Annotated in this window: 14 protein-coding genes; 10 read left to right on the forward strand and 4 right to left on the reverse strand. The window is 63.3% G+C overall.

The window, feature by feature from the left end; translation table 11 throughout:
- Positions 1-96: 96 nt before the first annotated feature.
- From KI243_RS28775 to KI243_RS28785, 3 genes are all read left to right on the forward strand, one after another.
- Positions 97-552 carry a MaoC family dehydratase gene (locus KI243_RS28775; protein WP_177062865.1) on the forward strand — a complete coding sequence of 152 codons (456 nt, stop codon included), beginning with the start codon at positions 97-99 and terminating at the stop codon, positions 550-552.
- A gap of 112 nt (positions 553-664) precedes the next feature.
- Positions 665-2,383: a C13 family peptidase gene (locus KI243_RS28780; protein WP_017123338.1), complete on the forward strand. Its 1,719-nt coding sequence runs from the start codon at positions 665-667 to the stop codon at positions 2,381-2,383.
- Between the two features lie 27 nt (positions 2,384-2,410).
- Positions 2,411-3,052, forward strand: coding sequence for an oxidoreductase (locus KI243_RS28785; RefSeq protein WP_017123337.1), 642 nt, complete (start codon positions 2,411-2,413; stop codon positions 3,050-3,052).
- 174 nt (positions 3,053-3,226) lie between these two features.
- Here KI243_RS28785 and KI243_RS28790 read toward each other — a convergent pair whose 3' ends face one another.
- From KI243_RS28790 to KI243_RS28805, 4 genes are all read right to left on the reverse strand, one after another.
- The gene (locus KI243_RS28790; RefSeq protein WP_017123336.1) at positions 3,227-3,514 is read right to left on the reverse strand and encodes a YceK/YidQ family lipoprotein; all 288 of its coding nucleotides are present in this window, start codon (positions 3,512-3,514) and stop codon (positions 3,227-3,229) included.
- Positions 3,507-4,136 (reverse strand): flavin prenyltransferase UbiX, encoded by a 630-nt coding sequence (gene ubiX / locus KI243_RS28795; protein WP_017123335.1) that lies wholly within the window; start codon positions 4,134-4,136, stop codon positions 3,507-3,509. The genes KI243_RS28790 and ubiX overlap by 8 nt, the downstream gene beginning before the upstream one ends.
- Positions 4,133-5,482, reverse strand: a complete 1,350-nt coding sequence (gene mpl, locus KI243_RS28800) for a UDP-N-acetylmuramate:L-alanyl-gamma-D-glutamyl-meso-diaminopimelate ligase (RefSeq protein ID WP_017123334.1) — start codon at positions 5,480-5,482, stop codon at positions 4,133-4,135. The genes ubiX and mpl overlap by 4 nt, the downstream gene beginning before the upstream one ends.
- A 95-nt stretch (positions 5,483-5,577) precedes the next feature.
- Positions 5,578-7,494, reverse strand: coding sequence for a sigma-54-dependent Fis family transcriptional regulator (locus KI243_RS28805; RefSeq protein WP_212810162.1), 1,917 nt, complete (start codon positions 7,492-7,494; stop codon positions 5,578-5,580).
- A gap of 405 nt (positions 7,495-7,899) precedes the next feature.
- On the opposite strand from KI243_RS28805, the gene KI243_RS28810 reads away from it, so the two are divergent.
- From KI243_RS28810 to KI243_RS28840, 7 genes are all read left to right on the forward strand, one after another.
- Positions 7,900-9,420 (forward strand): aldehyde dehydrogenase family protein, encoded by a 1,521-nt coding sequence (locus KI243_RS28810; protein ID WP_103033143.1) that lies wholly within the window; start codon positions 7,900-7,902, stop codon positions 9,418-9,420.
- A gap of 224 nt (positions 9,421-9,644) precedes the next feature.
- On the forward strand, positions 9,645-11,015 hold the full coding sequence (gene eat / locus KI243_RS28815; RefSeq protein ID WP_177083936.1) for an ethanolamine permease: 1,371 nt from the start codon (positions 9,645-9,647) through the stop codon (positions 11,013-11,015).
- 123 nt (positions 11,016-11,138) lie between these two features.
- Positions 11,139-12,533: an ethanolamine ammonia-lyase subunit EutB gene (locus KI243_RS28820; RefSeq protein WP_017123331.1), complete on the forward strand. Its 1,395-nt coding sequence runs from the start codon at positions 11,139-11,141 to the stop codon at positions 12,531-12,533.
- Positions 12,530-13,360 (forward strand): ethanolamine ammonia-lyase subunit EutC, encoded by an 831-nt coding sequence (gene eutC / locus KI243_RS28825; RefSeq protein WP_212810163.1) that lies wholly within the window; start codon positions 12,530-12,532, stop codon positions 13,358-13,360. The genes KI243_RS28820 and eutC overlap by 4 nt, the downstream gene beginning before the upstream one ends.
- 103 nt (positions 13,361-13,463) lie before the next feature.
- A complete protein-coding gene (locus tag KI243_RS28830) occupies positions 13,464-13,922 on the forward strand; it encodes a GNAT family N-acetyltransferase (protein ID WP_017123329.1) in 459 nt (152 codons plus the stop codon).
- A 313-nt stretch (positions 13,923-14,235) separates the two neighbouring features.
- Positions 14,236-14,889 (forward strand): DedA family protein, encoded by a 654-nt coding sequence (locus KI243_RS28835; RefSeq protein ID WP_212810164.1) that lies wholly within the window; start codon positions 14,236-14,238, stop codon positions 14,887-14,889.
- Positions 14,890-14,893: 4 nt separating this feature from the next.
- Positions 14,894-15,706, forward strand: coding sequence for a zinc-dependent peptidase (locus KI243_RS28840; RefSeq protein WP_212810165.1), 813 nt, complete (start codon positions 14,894-14,896; stop codon positions 15,704-15,706).
- Positions 15,707-15,783 lie beyond the last annotated feature (77 nt).

Here is a 15,783-nt window from a genome sequence, read left to right on the forward strand (position 1 = left end):
GCTTGACCGGGCACAAGTGCCGTGATGATCTACAGTGGATGCCAAGGGCTGCAAGGCCCCGGCCAGAAAGAACTGGATAAACCAAGGAGAGGCTCAATGCCCTATGTACCCGTAGCGCAACTCAACGACTATGTCGGCAAGGAACTGGGACGTTCCGAATGGCTCACCATCGACCAGGAGCGTATCAACCTGTTCGCGGAAGCCACCGGCGATTATCAGTTCATCCACGTCGACCCGGTCAAGGCCGCGCAAACGCCGTTCGGCAGCACCATTGCCCATGGTTTCCTCTCGCTGTCGCTGATGCCCAAGCTGATGGAAGACATCCTCGTGCTGCCCGAAGGGCTGAAGATGGTGGTCAACTACGGCCTCGACAGCGTGCGCTTCATCCAGCCGGTGAAGGTCGACTCGCGGGTGCGCCTCAAGGTCGAGCTGACCGAGGTCACCGAGAAAAAGCCCGGCCAATGGCTGCTCAAGGCCACCGCCACCCTGGAAATCGAAGGTCAGGAAAAACCCGCCTACATCGCTGAACCTCTGTCGCTCTGCTTCGTCTGAGGTAACGCCCGAGTGCTGGCACGAAACAGTGACACGACTGTTTCGTGCTCTCCCCCCTAGACACAACATAATGCTACGGCATACTCGGTCCCCTAATTGCCCGGATCCCGTTATGCGCCCACTTGTGCCCCTTGCTCTGACCCTGCTGCTCGCCGCCTGCGGTGATGGCGAATCACTACTACCGCCAGACGCCCGTCTGCCGGATGGCGGTCGTTATCGTGGGGAAGTGATCAATGGCCTGCTGCAAGGCCAGGGGCGCATCGACTACCCGAGCGGCAGCTGGTACGCGGGTCAGTTCGACAAGGGCCAATGGCATGGCGACGGCGAGTGGCACGGCAGCAACGGCGAGGTCTACAAGGGCCAGTTCCAGCAAGGCCTGTTCCACGGCCAGGGCACCCTGACCACCCATGACAGCAGCTACACCGGCGCGTTCAAGCTGGGGCGCCGCAACGGCGAAGGCACCCTCAAAGAAGCCGGCATGACCTACCGCGGCGAATTCAAGGACGACCAGTATTCCGGCCTCGGCCACCTGGAGCTGGAAGACGGCAGCCAGTACCAGGGCCAGTTCGCCCATGGCAAACCCAATGGCGAAGGCCAGCGCAGCGATTCGAGCGGCAACCAGTTCACCGGGCGTTTCGTCAACGGCCAGCTGGAAGGCATCGGGACCTTCAACAGCGCCGAAGGCGACCAGTACGCCGGCGGCTTCAAGCACAACCAGTTGAACGGCAAGGGCCGTTATGAAAACGCCGACGGCGATGTCTGGATCGGTGAGTTCAAGGACGGCGTGCTCAGTGGCAAGGGCGAGCTGATCGGTGTCGATGGCAGCCACTATCGCGGTGAATTCAGCGAATGGCGCTTTACCGGCTTCGGCCACCTGAGCCTCGGTGATGGCAGCGTCTATATCGGCGAGTTCGCCGGCGACACCTATCAGGGCCGCGGCATCCTGACCCTGGCCGACGGCAGCGTGCAGAGCGGTGTCTGGGCCAATGGCCAGCGGGTTCGCGATGCCGAGGGCAAGCTGCTGCCGGACGCCCTGGAGCTGGGTCTGCTGGCCCAGGGCTCGCTGCTGGAAAAAGCCCTGGCCGCCGTTCCTGCCTCCACCCCGGCCATCGAGCTGTACAGCCTGGTACTGGCGGGCGATGGCAAGCAGAGCGTGTTCCTGCGTGAAGCCGACTACGTCAACAAGATGCTCGCCACGCGCTTTGGCGCCTACGGCCAGATCAGCCTGGTGAATCACCGCGACCATCTGATCGACCGTCCGATGGCCACCCGCGAGAACCTGCGCCGCGCCGCCCAGACCCTGGCCGACCGTAGCGGCCCGGAAGACCTGATCTTCATCTACCTGACCAGCCACGGCACCCACGAGCACGAACTGGTGCTGGACCAGCCGCGCCTGGAACTGGCCGACCTGCCGGCGGATGAAATGGCCTCGGCCCTGGCCCCGCTGAAGAACCGCGACAAGGTCATCGTCATCTCGGCCTGTTATTCCGGTGGTTTCATTCCCGCACTGAAAGATGAAAGAACTTTAATAATGACCGCCTCGCGGGCTGATAGGGTGTCCTTCGGCTGCTCCGAGGAAGCGGATTTCACCTACTTCGGCGACGCCCTGTTCGCCCAGGCCCTGAACCAGACCGACGATTTGCAGCAAGCTTTCAACCTCGCCAAGGCCCATGTTGCCGACCGCGAACAGGCAGACAACTTCGAGGCTTCGGAACCCCAGATCTGGGCACCCAAGGGCGTGCTGGCCCATTGGCAGCAACTACGCAAGCAACAAGCACGAAAAGCGTTGCAAAGCGCTTCGCTGGACAGCAAGGAAGCCAAGAGCAACTAAGCTGATTCGTATCAAGGGAGATATTTTATGTACTTGACGCCTCAGCACATCCTGCTCGCTGGAGCCACCGGCCTGACCGGTGAACATCTACTCGACCGCCTGCTCAACGAGCCCACGGTCAGCCGCGTACTCGCCCCGTCGCGGCGGCCCCTGGCGGAACATCCACACCTGGAAAACCCGGTCGGCGACCCGGCGGTATTCCTGCCGCAACTGAGCGGCCGTGTCGACCTGGCCATCTGCTGCCTCGGCACCACCATCAAGCTAGCCGGTTCCGAGGAAGCCTTTCGCGCCATCGACCATGACATGGTCGTAGCCTTTGGCAAGCGCGCCCGGGAAATGGGCGCACGGCACCTGATCGTGGTCAGCGCGATTGATGCCAACCCGAAATCCAAGGTGTTCTACAGCCGGGTCAAGGGGGAGATGGAGGAGTCGTTGAAGGCGCAGGACTGGCCGCAACTGACCATTGCCCGGCCGTCGCTGTTGCTGGGCGAGCGCACGGAACCGCGCCTCGCCGAACAGTTGGCGGGGCCCTTGTCGAAGTTGATTCCCGGCAAGTATCGCGGGATCGAAGCCTGCCAGCTGGCCCGGGCACTGTGGCGCCTGGCGCTGGAAGAGCAGGATGGCGTGCGGATCGTCGAGTCGGATGAATTGCGCCGGTTGGGCAAGTAACTCACAGGACTGCTCGGTCCCTTGTGGTGAGCGGTGTTTGTGTGGAGCAGTGCTTATTTATGTGGGAGGGGACTTGCCCCCGAAGCTTTTAGCGATCTCACCGGCCCCTTCAGGGGCAAGCCCCCTCCCACACAAGCTCCACGCAACCCAGCGTCACAAAGCCATCAATCAATGCTACAACCCGCCCGTCGCCTGAAAACCAACCCCCAATACCGTCAACACCGACAGCGGCAACAGCAAGGTGTCGAGCAAGGCGCTGGCCGGCAGGTCGACGCCCGGATAGCTCGGCGCCTCGGCCCCGAAGCGGTCGCTGGCACAACAACCGCCCTGCATCGCGTACAGGTCCAGCCGCGTCCCCGAATAGACGATCGGCGCACCGGTCTTGCCCGCGTCCAGGGTACGCACCGTCGCACAGCCCGCCAGTTGCACGGCCAGCAACAGGTACAGCAGCGACTTATTCATCGCTGCTCAAGTGATGCTCGCCCCAGCGCGGCAACATGTCCTGAGGAATATTCAGCACATTGAGAATCCGTGCCACGACAAAATCCACCAGGTCGTCGATGGTCTGCGGCTGGTGATAAAAGCCCGGCGACGCCGGCAGGATAGTCACGCCCATATTCGACAGCTTGAGCATGTTCTCCAGGTGGATACTCGAGTACGGCGCTTCCCGCGGCACCAGGATCAACTGCCGCCGCTCCTTCAGCGTGACGTCCGCCGCCCGCTCGATCAGGTTGTTGCAGGCCCCTGTGGCAATCGCCGACAAGGTCCCGGTGGAACACGGCACCACCACCATCGCCGCCGGCGAACCGGAGCCCGAGGCGACGGGCGACATCCAGTCTTCCTTGCCATAGACACGGATCTGCCCCACTTGCGCCCCGGTGTATTCGGTGAGGAACGCCTGCATCGTCTGCGGCTTGGGTGGCAGGGTGACATCCGTCTCCGTCGCCATCACCAGTTGCGCGGCCTTGGAAATCAGGAAGTGCACCTCACGGTCCTCGCGCACCAGGCAATCGAGCAGGCGCAAGCCGTATTGCGCGCCGGACGCGCCGGTCATCGCCAGGGTGATGCGTTCCGGGCCGCTCACTGCAAGGCCTCGGCCAGCTTGCCGTGCAGGCCGCCGAAGCCGCCGTTGCTCATGATCACCACATGGGTGCCGGGTTTGGCCTGGCTTTTCACCCGCTCGATAATTCCGTCGAGGGAGTCACTGACAATCGACGGCACGGTACACAAGGCCGCGGTCGCGCCCAGGTCCCAGCCGAGGTTGGCCGGCGCATACCAGATCACCTGGTCGGCCTGGACCACGCTTTCCGGCAAGCCGTCGCGGTGGGCACCGAGCTTCATCGAGTTGGAGCGCGGCTCGATAATGGCGATCACCGGCGCATCGCCGACCTTCTTGCGCAAACCGTCGAGGGTCGTGGCAATGGCCGTCGGGTGGTGGGCGAAGTCGTCGTAGATGGTCACGCCATGGACTTCGGCGACCTTTTCCATGCGCCGCTTCACGCTCTTGAAAGCACTCAGGGCCGCGATGCCCATAGCCGGCACCACGCCGACATGGCGGGCGGCAGCCAGGGTGGCCAGGGCATTGGCGACGTTATGCTGGCCGGTCATGTCCCACTCGACCACACCCTGGGCCACGCCTTCGAACATCACTTCGAAACGCGAGCCGTCTTCACTGAGCAGCTTGACCTGCCACTGGCCACCGGCACCGGTGGTCTGCACCGGCGTCCAGCAGCCCATCTCGATCACGCGCTTGAGCGCCGGCTCGGTGGTCGGGTGGATCACCAGGCCTTCGCTCGGGATGGTCCGCACCAGATGGTGGAATTGCCGCTCGATGGCTGGCAGATCCGGGAAGATGTCCGCGTGATCGAACTCCAGGTTGTTCAGGATCGCCGTGCGCGGGCGGTAGTGGACGAACTTGGAGCGCTTGTCGAAAAACGCGCTGTCGTATTCATCGGCTTCGATCACGAAGAACGGCGTATCGCCCAGCCGTGCCGACACCGAGAAGTTCTGCGGCACACCGCCGATCAGGAAGCCCGGGCTCATGCCCGCGTGTTCCAGCACCCAGGCCAGCATGCTGCTGGTGGTGGTCTTGCCATGGGTGCCGGCGACGGCCAGGACCCAGCGGCCCTGCAACACATGGTCGGCCAGCCACTGCGGGCCGGAGACATAGGGCAGGCCCTTGTTCAACACGTACTCGACGGCGGGATTGCCACGGGACATGGCATTGCCGATCACCACCAGGTCGGGGGCCGGATCAAGCTGGGCCGGGTCGTAGCCCTGGGTCAGCTCGATGCCCTGCGCCTGCAGTTGCGTGCTCATCGGTGGATAGACGTTGGCATCGGAGCCCGTCACGTGATGGCCCAGCTCTTTGGCCAGAACCGCCATCGACCCCATGAAGGTGCCGCAGATACCCAGAATATGAATGTGCATAGTCGACCTCGTAAAACATGGCCGCAGGTTAGCCCAGGGCGGACGAAATCGCACCTTGTGTTTCAGGTTCGCGGACATGAGGGAACCGAGCGTCCTCAGCGGGCGATGCCATGCTTGCGCAGCTTTCTATACAGGGTATTGCGACTGACCCCCAGTTGCCCGGCGGTATGGGTCATGTGCCAGCGCTGCTGCTCCAGGGCATTGAGCAGGGCCAGGCGCTCGGCCTCTTCCAGCGGATGCTCCGAGAGCTCGTCAACCGGCATCGGCGCAAGGGCGGGTCGCGCCTGGCGAATCATCGCCGGCAGGTCCGCCACGGCGATCCGCCCGTTATCACACAGCGCCACCAGCGTGCGCAGCACCGTGCGCAACTGCCGCACATTGCCCGGCCAGGCGAAATCCAGCAGGGCCTGGCGTGCCGCCGCCTCGATCAGCACAGGCTGCCCGGCGGCCTCCTCGGCCAGTAGAAAATCCAGCAACTGGGACCTGTCGCTACGCTCACGCAAGGCCGGCAAGCCGATCTCCAGCCCATTGAGCCGGTAATACAGATCCTCGCGGAAGCTGCCGTCCTGCACCCGCTCCAGCAGATTGCGGTGGGTCGCGCTGACGATCCGCACGTTGACCGCCTCGGGCTCGCCGCCGATCGGCACCACCTGGCGGTCCTCCAGCACTCTCAGCAGGCGGGTCTGCAATGCCAGCGGCATATCGCCGATCTCATCGAGGAACAGCGTGCCGCCATCGGCCTGCTGCAACTTGCCACGCATGCCTTCCTTGCGCGCGCCGGTAAAACTGCCACCGCGATAACCGAACAGTTCGCTTTCGATCAGGCTTTCCGGGATGGCCGCGCAGTTGAGGGCGACAAAGGCCTTTTCCGCGCGCTGGCTGGACTGATGCACCGCCTTGGCGAACGCTTCCTTGCCCGAGCCGGTTTCGCCGTTGATCAACAGCGGCACATCGCGCTCGAAGACCCGCAACGCCTTGCGAAAATCACTCTGCAAGCCTTCGTCACCCAGGCAGATGCCCGAGAGGCCTGCCCGTTCAGCGATGATCTGCGACGATACCAGCGGCTTGGGCACACTGCGCGGCTGGCCGCGCAACACCGCGAACAAGCCGCGGCCATCCCGCGTGCGCAATGGCCAACTGGCGCTGGCCTGGGCACTCGCACGCCCCAGCAAGTCATCCAGCGAGCAATCGAAAAACGCTTCCACCGGCTGCCCCAGCAGCCCGCCGCGGGCATGTCCCAGCAGGTTCAGCGCGCTCTGGTTGACCGCACTGATCCGCCCTTCGCCGTCGAATGCCAGCAGCCCTTCGCTGAACAGGCCCACGGACTCGGCCTGCAAGTGAAAGCGCAACAACCAGTGCTTGTCGTAATAACGCAGGAAATAGCAGCTCTCGATCATCTTCGCCGAGAGGTTCACCAGGGCCATGGTGTGGAATTGGCTCTGCCGGGATACATCCGGACGCGCGGACGACACATCGAGCACCGCCAGCAATTCGCCCTGGGGATCGAAGACCGGGCTCGCCGAACAGGTCAGGCCGGTGTGGCGGCCACGAAAGTGTTCGTCCTGGTGGATGGTCAGCGACTGCCGCTCCACCAGGCAGGTGCCGATACCGTTGGTGCCTTCGCAGGCCTCGCTCCAGTCGGCGCCGAGCCAGAGCCCGGCACGTTCGAAGATCTTGCGTTCGGCGGGAGCGGTGACGCAGTTGAGGATCACGCCCCGGGAATCGGTCAGCAACACCGCATGCCCGGCACCGGAGAGTTGCTGATGCAGGCTGGTCATCTCGTTGCCGGCGATCTGCAACACCTGCTTGAGGCGCTCGCGGCTTTCCAGGAGGCGATCGTGCTCCAGCACCGTGGGTGCGATGCTCAACGACGGATCGAGGTGATAATCCTCAAGGCAGCGCAGCCAGGAACGGGCAATGGACGGATCACTACCCGGCCCATGCAGTTGAGGCTTGCCCTGGGTCACGGTCAGCACCTGGCGGGCGTGACGGCTCAAATGGTTGTTCTGCATTTCTTATTGTTCTCCCTTGTAGGAGCGCGGCCGGTCGAGGCTCGATTGCCAGCGATAGAGCCAGTGGGCCTCGCATCGCCTGATCGACCGCCATCGCCAGCAAGCCGGCTCCTACAGGTTTCGCGGGGTGTTCAGAATCCATGCGCCTGACTCTGGCCCATCAGCATCCTCCTGCGCCGCAAGCATTGCAATCACCCCAAGACCGATGAGTCACAGGCTGTGCCATCGGCGTTACAAAGTGTCACCCAGACTTGTACCAGACGCGCCACAGTGCATCGGCGACGACTTCGGGCGAATCCTGCCAGGCCCCGTTGCTGCGGGGTTCGGACGCACTGGCCCGACCTTTGCTCTACGCTTGATAAGCGCAACTCCCTTATAAGCACAAAAGCCAAGGAGACACTCACCATGCGTTACGCCCACCCTGGTACTGCCGGCGCCATCGTTTCGTTCAAGGCCAAGTACGGCAACTACATCAATGGCGAATTCGTCGCTCCCGTGGACGGCCAGTACTTCACCAACACCTCGCCGGTGAACGGCCAGCCGATCGCCGAGTTCCCGCGCTCCAATGCCAAGGACATCGACAAGGCCCTGGACGCAGCCCACGCCGCGGCCGATGCCTGGGGCAGCACCTCGGTCCAGGCGCGCTCGCTGATCCTGCTGAAAATCGCCGACCGCATCGAACAGAACCTCGAACTGCTGGCCATCACCGAAACCTGGGACAACGGCAAGGCCGTGCGTGAAACCCTCAACGCCGACATCCCGCTGGCCGCCGACCACTTCCGCTACTTCGCCGGTTGCCTGCGCGCCCAGGAAGGCAGTGCCGCCGAAATAGACGGCAACACCGTGGCCTATCACATCCATGAACCGCTGGGCGTGGTCGGACAGATCATCCCGTGGAACTTCCCGCTGCTGATGGCCGCCTGGAAACTCGCCCCGGCCCTGGCCGCCGGCAACTGCGTGGTGCTCAAGCCCGCCGAGCAGACCCCGCTGGGCATCTGCGTGCTGATGGAACTGATCGGCGACCTGCTGCCGCCCGGCGTGCTGAACGTGGTGCAAGGGTTCGGCAAAGAAGCCGGCGAAGCCCTGGCCACCAGCAAGCGCATCGCCAAGATCGCCTTCACCGGCTCGACCCCGGTCGGCTCGCACATCATGAAATGCGCCGCCGAAAACATCATTCCGTCCACCGTGGAGCTGGGTGGCAAGTCGCCGAACATCTTCTTCGAAGACATCATGCAGGCCGAGCCGAGCTTTATCGAAAAAGCCGCCGAAGGCCTGGTGCTGGCGTTCTTCAACCAGGGCGAAGTCTGCACCTGCCCTTCCCGGGCGCTGGTACAGGAGTCGATCTACGACGAATTCATGCAGGCCGTGATGAAAAAGGTCAGCCAGATCAAGCGTGGCGACCCGCTGGACACCGACACCATGGTCGGCGCCCAGGCTTCCGAGCAGCAATTCGACAAGATTCTCTCCTACCTGGAAATCGCCAAGGGCGAAGGCGCCGAGCTGCTGACCGGCGGCAAGGTGGAAAAACTCGAGGGCAACCTCGCCAGCGGTTACTACATCCAGCCGACCCTGCTCAAGGGCACCAACAAGATGCGCGTGTTCCAGGAAGAAATCTTCGGCCCGGTGGTGAGCATCACCACCTTCAAGGACGAAGCCGAAGCCCTGGCAATCGCCAACGACACCGAGTTCGGTCTCGGCGCTGGCCTGTGGACCCGCGATATCAACCGCGCCTACCGCATGGGCCGGGCGATCAAGGCCGGTCGCGTGTGGACCAACTGCTACCACCTGTACCCGGCGCACGCCGCGTTCGGCGGCTACAAGAAGTCCGGTGTCGGCCGTGAAACCCACAAAATGATGCTCGATCACTACCAGCAGACCAAGAACCTGCTGGTGAGCTATGACATCAATCCACTCGGGTTCTTCTAACCCCTGAACCCCTTCGCGGGCAAGCCCGCTCCCACAAGTGCAGCGCCAGGCACCTATCTTGTGTGCATCGCAAACCTGTGGGAGTGGGCTTGCCCGCGAAGAGGCCCTTATAGACACCCCAAAAAGCCTTGGCTGCGCCACTAAGGGCATTGCGTGCCCGCTGTACAAGAAATCGACACCCGCAAGTCCAACAACCCAACAATAAAAAAGACAAGCGAGGACTTATGACTACAAAAACCGAACTCAAACCGACCCTCGGCACCCTGCACCTGTGGGGCATTGCCGTCGGCCTGGTGATCTCCGGCGAATACTTCGGCTGGAGTTATGGCTGGGGGACCGCCGGCACCCTGGGCTTCCTGGTCACCGCGCTGATGGTGGCGACCATGTACACCTGCTTCATCTTCAGCTTCACCGAACTCACCACCGCGATTCCCCATGCCGGTGGACCGTTTGCCTACAGTCGCCGGGCCTTTGGTGAGAAAGGCGGCTTGATCGCCGGCATCGCCACCCTGATCGAATTCGTCTTCGCCCCACCGGCGATTGCCATGGCGATCGGCGCCTATCTCAACGTGCAATACCCCGGGCTCGACCCGAAGCTCGCCGCCGTCGGCGCCTACTTCGTGTTCATGACCCTCAATATCCTCGGCGTCAGCATCGCCGCCACCTTCGAACTGGTGGTCACCGTGCTGGCGGTCGCCGAACTGCTGGTGTTCATGGGCGTGGTCGCGCCGGGCTTCAGCTTCAGCAACTTCGTGCTCAATGGCTGGTCGGGCTCGAACACCTTCAGCATTGACTCGATCCCCGGCATCTTCGCCGCCATCCCCTTCGCGATCTGGTTCTTCCTCGCCATCGAAGGGGCCGCCATGGCCGCCGAAGAAGCCAAGGACCCCAAGCGCACCATTCCCAAGGCCTATGTCAGCGGCATCCTGACCCTGGTCTTCCTGGCCATCGGCGTGATGGTCATGGCCGGCGGCGTCGGCGACTGGCGCCAGCTGTCGAACATCAACGACCCGCTGCCCCAGGCCATGAAAGCCGTGGTCGGCAGCAATTCGAGCTGGATGCACATGCTGGTGTGGATCGGCCTGTTCGGCCTGGTGGCGAGTTTCCACGGCATCATCCTCGGCTACTCGCGGCAGTTCTTCGCCCTGGCCCGGGCCGGCTACCTGCCACGCTCGCTGGCCAAGCTCTCGCGTTTCCAGACGCCTCACCGCGCCATCCTGGCGGGCGGCGTGATCGGCATCGCGGCGATCTACAGCGACGGCCTGGTCAACCTGCAAGGCATGAGCCTGACGGCCGCGATGATCACCATGTCGGTATTCGGTGCCATCGTGATGTACATCATCAGTATGCTGAGCCTGTTCAAGCTGCGCAAAACAGAGCCGAACCTGGAACGGACCTTCCGTGCCCCGGGTTATCCGATCGTCCCCGGCATCGCCCTTGCATTGGCCCTGGTCTGCCTGGTGGCGATGGCCTGGTTCAACATGCTGATCGGCCTGATTTTCCTGGGCTTCATGGCGGCGGGATTCATTTACTTCCAGTTGACCGCCAGCCAGCGCTCGGACGCCCCGGCGGACGCTATGCTCACGGGTAACTGATTGCACCAGTGCGGGGCGCCCCACGCCCCTGCACTGCACACATGAACACCGTTGAACTGTGGGAGCCGGCTTGCCGGCTCCCACAGGGAAGGGTTATCGCTAAGGTTCAGGAGGACACCGCCCATGGCCACATTCGCCCATTCCGTCGGCGCCCAGACCTATCGCTTCGACAGCCTCAAGGAGGTCATGGCCAAGGCCAGCCCTGCACGCTCCGGGGATTTCCTCGCCGGCGTCGCCGCACAGAACGACGGCGAGCGGGTCGCGGCCCAGATGACCCTGGCCAATATTCCGCTCCGGCATTTCCTCGAGGAAATGCTGATCCCCTACGAAACCGATGAAATCACCCGGCTGATCGTCGACACCCATGACAAACAGGCCTTCGCCGCCGTCAGCCACCTGACCGTCGGCGGCCTGCGCGACTGGCTGCTCAGCGACGCCGCCGACGAACAGAGCCTGCGCGCCCTGGCCCCGGGCCTGACCCCGGAAATGGCCGCCGCCGTGTCGAAGATCATGCGCGTGCAGGACCTGGTGCTGGTGGCGCAGAAAATCCGCGTCGTCACCAAATTCCGCGGCACCCTCGGCCTGCGCGGCCGCCTGTCGACCCGCCTGCAACCCAACCACCCGACCGACGACCCGGCCGGCATCGCCGCCAGCGTCCTCGATGGCCTGCTCTACGGCAACGGCGACGCCATGATCGGCATCAACCCGGCCACCGACAGCCTGACCTCAATCTGCGACCTGCTGAACATGCTCGACGCGGTGATCAAGCGTTACGAGATCCCGACCCAGGCCTGCGTGCTGACCCACGTCACCACCTCCATCGAGGCGATCAACCGTGGCGTGCCGCTGGACCTGGTGTTCCAGTCCATCGCCGGCACCGAAGCGGCCAACGCCAGTTTCGGTATCAACCTGAACGTCCTGCAGGAAGGCTACGACGCCGGCCTGAGCCTGAATCGCGGCACCCTCGGGCAGAACCTGATGTATTTCGAGACCGGCCAGGGCAGCGCCCTGTCGGCCAACGCGCATTTCGGTGTCGACCAGCAGACCTGCGAAACCCGCGCCTACGCCGTGGCCCGGCATTTCAAGCCGTTCCTGGTGAACACCGTGGTCGGCTTTATCGGTCCGGAATACCTGTACAACGGCAAGCAGATCATCCGCGCCGGCCTCGAAGACCACTTCTGCGGCAAGCTGCTGGGTGTGCCCATGGGCTGCGACATCTGCTACACCAACCATGCCGAAGCCGACCAGGACGACATGGACACCCTGCTGACCCTGCTCGGCGTGGCCGGGATCAACTTCATCATGGGCATCCCCGGCTCCGACGACATCATGCTCAACTACCAGACCACCTCGTTCCACGACGCCCTCTACGCCCGCCAGACCCTGGGCCTGAAGCCCGCGCCGGAATTCGAACAGTGGCTGGCGAAGATGGGTATCTTTACCCAGGCTGATGGCAAGGTGCATTTTGGCAACAGCCTGCCGCCGGCGTTTCGCCAGGCACTGGCGCAGCTCGGATGAACGACATGGCCAAAGAGATCAACAACGACAACCCCTGGCTGGAACTGCGCCGCCTGACCCCGGCGCGGATCGCCCTGGGCCGCACCGGCACCAGCCTGCCCACCAGCGCGCAGCTGGATTTCCAGTTCGCCCACGCCCAGGCCCGCGATGCCGTGCACCTGCCGTTCGACCATGCCGGCCTGAGCGCCCAACTGGCCGGGCGCGGGCGTGACACCCTGCTGCTGCACAGCGCCGCCGACGACCGCCACGGCTACCTGCAACGCCCGGACCTGGGGCGCAAGCTCAACAGTGCCTCGGCCCAACGGCTGCGCGAACATGCCCTGGCCCACCCCGGCGGAGTCGACCTGGCCATTGTCGTCGCCGACGGGCTCTCGGCCCTGGCCGTGCATCGCCATGCAGCCCCCTTCCTGGCACGCCTGGAAGAACAGATCGCCGCCGAAGGCTGGTCGTTGTCGCCGGTGATCCTGGTGGAACAGGGGCGCGTGGCGGTCGCCGATGAGGTTGGCGAACTGCTCGGGGCGAAAATGGTGGTGATCCTGATCGGCGAACGCCCGGGCTTGAGCTCGCCGGACAGCCTGGGATTGTATTTCACCTATAATCCCAAAGTCGGCCTGACCGACGCCTACCGCAACTGCATCTCCAACGTCCGGCTGGAGGGCATGAGTTACGGCATGGCCGCCCACAAATTGCTGTACCTGATGAAAGAAGCCTGCCGCCGGCAGCTGTCGGGGGTCAATCTCAAGGACGAGGCCCAAGTGCAAACATTGGAAAGCGAATCGGATGTCCACTCAAACGGCAACTTCCTACTGGGCCCGACCCAGGACTGATCGTCATCCGGATTGCGCTTTTCCCGCGCTTTGGGCAGCATCGGCGTTACGGCTGCCCGAGTGAACCGTTTGCCGTCATATCCACGAAGTTGAGGCCTGATCTATGCGGATTACTCAAGCGACCCTGGAACATCTGGACCTGTTGACGCCCCTGTTCGTCAAATACCGCGAATTCTACGGTGCACTGCCCTTCCCCGATTCGTCCCGCAGCTTCCTGGAAAAGCGCCTGCGCCGCAAAGAGTCGGTGATCTACCTGGCCCTGGCCGACGATGACGACAAGAAACTGCTCGGTTTCTGCCAGCTCTACCCCAGCTACTCCTCGCTGTCGCTCAAGCGCGTATGGATCCTCAACGACATCTACGTGGCCGAAGATGCCCGGCGCCAGCTGGTGGCCGACAACCTGATGCGCACGGCGAAGAAAATGGCCCGCGAAACCCATGCCGTGCGGCTACGGGTCTCCACCAGCAGCGACAACAAGGTGGCGCAGAAGACCTACGAATCCATCGGTTTTCGCGAAGACACCGAATTCAAGAACTACGTGTTGCCCATCAGCGAAGATTGATCGCTCGCCCCGACTCCCTGTGGGAGTGGTGCTAATTGTGGGAGCGGGCTTGCCCGCGAAGAGGCCCCTCAGACCGCCAAGGCTTCGCGGCGGTACGGCGTCCCGGCAAGCCCGCCCCCACCATGCCGGACGCCTGCGCCCCGCAACCCGACGACATCCCTCGCTACAAACTCGACAGGCAGAATCCTCTCCAGCTCTTATAATCCGCCTTTCCCAGGAATGTACGAAAAAACTACATTCGATGTAGTTAACTACGTGTCTACTTTTCTTCGCACAGGTCTGCCGAGTCGGACCGTCAACACAGGTGCCACCCATGGATTTCAACCCGCTGGACCTAATCCTGCATCTCGATGTGTACCTCGACCTGCTGGTGAACAATTACGGGCCATGGATCTACGCCATCCTGTTTCTGGTGATCTTCTGCGAAACCGGCCTGGTGGTGATGCCTTTCCTGCCGGGCGACTCGCTGCTGTTCATCGCCGGCGCGGTGGCTGCCGGTGGCGGCATGGACCCGGTCCTGCTGGGCGGCCTGCTGATGCTCGCGGCAATCCTGGGTGACAGCACCAACTACATCATCGGCCGCACCGCCGGGGAAAAACTCTTCAGCAACCCGAACTCGAAGATCTTCCGCCGCGACTACCTGCAGAAGACCCACGACTTCTACGACCGCCATGGCGGCAAGACCGTGACCCTGGCGCGCTTCCTGCCGATCCTGCGGACCTTTGCGCCGTTCGTCGCCGGTGTCGGCAAGATGCCTTATGCGCGCTTCTTCATGTTCAGCGTCCTCGGCACCGTGCTCTGGGTGGGTGGCCTGGTGACCCTGGGCTACTTCTTCGGCAACGTGCCCTTCATCAAGAAAAACCTGTCGCTGCTGGTGGTCTTCATCATCGTGCTGTCGCTGGTACCGATGATCATCGGCGTGCTGCGTAGCCGCTTCGGCGGTACGTCCAAAGCCGAGACCCACTGAAACCGTGTGGTCCCTGAGTGCCTGGCGGCGCCGGCGGGTCCTCGCCCGCCATCCCGTTGCCGCGCAGACCTGGCAGCGGGTGCGCGAACACCTGAGTTTCCTCGACGGCCTGAGCGACGCCGAGGATCGCTGGCTGCTGGAGCACAGCGTGCTGTTCCTCGCTGACAAGCACCTGACTACCCTGCCCGGTGTCGAACTGGACCAGCAAAACCGCCTGCTGCTGGCAGCCCAGGCGCAATTGCCGTTGCTGCACCTGGGCGACCTCGAGTGGTATTCGGGTTTCCACGAGATCATTCTCTACCCGGACGACTTCCTCAGCCCCCAGCGCCATCGCGATGCCAGCGGCGTCGAGCACGAATGGGACGGTGAACACAGTGGTGAAGCCTGGCAGCGCGGACCGGTGATCCTCGCCTGGCCTGGCGTGCTCACCAGCGGTGCCTGGGAAGGCTACAACCTGGTGATCCACGAACTGGCGCACAAGCTCGACATGCTCAACGGCGACGCCAACGGCCTGCCGCCACTGCACAGCGACATGCGGGTCGGCGAGTGGGCCAAGGTGATGCAGCACGCCTACGATGACCTCAACCGCCAGTTGGACCGAAATCCCGATGCCGAAACCGCCATCGACCCCTACGCGGCGGAAAACCCGGCGGAATTCTTCGCGGTCACCAGCGAATACTTCTTCAGTGCCCCGGATTTGCTGGTCGCGGCCTATCCACGGGTCTACGAGCAACTGCGCGCGTTCTACCGCCAGGATCCGCTGGCCCGACTGCGGCACCTGCAGGCCCACGACCCACGGTATAAGACTGAAGCCTAAGGCCCGCACGTCCTGCGACACGTGGCATCCACCCTGGAATGTGCCTATAATCGCCGCCACTTTTTGGTCAATCCGAC

The sequence above is a fragment of the Pseudomonas sp. Ost2 genome, assembly GCF_018326065.1.
Lineage (GTDB): Bacteria > Pseudomonadota > Gammaproteobacteria > Pseudomonadales > Pseudomonadaceae > Aquipseudomonas > Aquipseudomonas gingeri.

Bases quoted from the DNA above. Each gene is read 5' to 3' on its own strand.
- KI243_RS28830 (WP_017123329.1), top strand. From the start codon at position 13,464: ATGCGGATTACTCAAGCGACCCTGGAACATCTGGACCTGTTGACGCCC.
- KI243_RS28780 (WP_017123338.1), top strand. From the start codon at position 665: ATGCGCCCACTTGTGCCCCTTGCTCTGACCCTGCTGCTCGCCGCCTGC.
- eat (WP_177083936.1), top strand. From the start codon at position 9,645: ATGACTACAAAAACCGAACTCAAACCGACCCTCGGCACCCTGCACCTG.
- KI243_RS28820 (WP_017123331.1), top strand. From the start codon at position 11,139: ATGGCCACATTCGCCCATTCCGTCGGCGCCCAGACCTATCGCTTCGAC.
- KI243_RS28785 (WP_017123337.1), top strand. From the start codon at position 2,411: ATGTACTTGACGCCTCAGCACATCCTGCTCGCTGGAGCCACCGGCCTG.
- KI243_RS28775 (WP_177062865.1), top strand. From the start codon at position 97: ATGCCCTATGTACCCGTAGCGCAACTCAACGACTATGTCGGCAAGGAA.
- eutC (WP_212810163.1), top strand. From the start codon at position 12,530: ATGAACGACATGGCCAAAGAGATCAACAACGACAACCCCTGGCTGGAA.
- KI243_RS28805 (WP_212810162.1), bottom strand. From the start codon at position 7,494: ATGCAGAACAACCATTTGAGCCGTCACGCCCGCCAGGTGCTGACCGTG.
- KI243_RS28835 (WP_212810164.1), top strand. From the start codon at position 14,236: ATGGATTTCAACCCGCTGGACCTAATCCTGCATCTCGATGTGTACCTC.
- mpl (WP_017123334.1), bottom strand. From the start codon at position 5,482: ATGCACATTCATATTCTGGGTATCTGCGGCACCTTCATGGGGTCGATG.
- KI243_RS28790 (WP_017123336.1), bottom strand. From the start codon at position 3,514: ATGAATAAGTCGCTGCTGTACCTGTTGCTGGCCGTGCAACTGGCGGGC.
- KI243_RS28810 (WP_103033143.1), top strand. From the start codon at position 7,900: ATGCGTTACGCCCACCCTGGTACTGCCGGCGCCATCGTTTCGTTCAAG.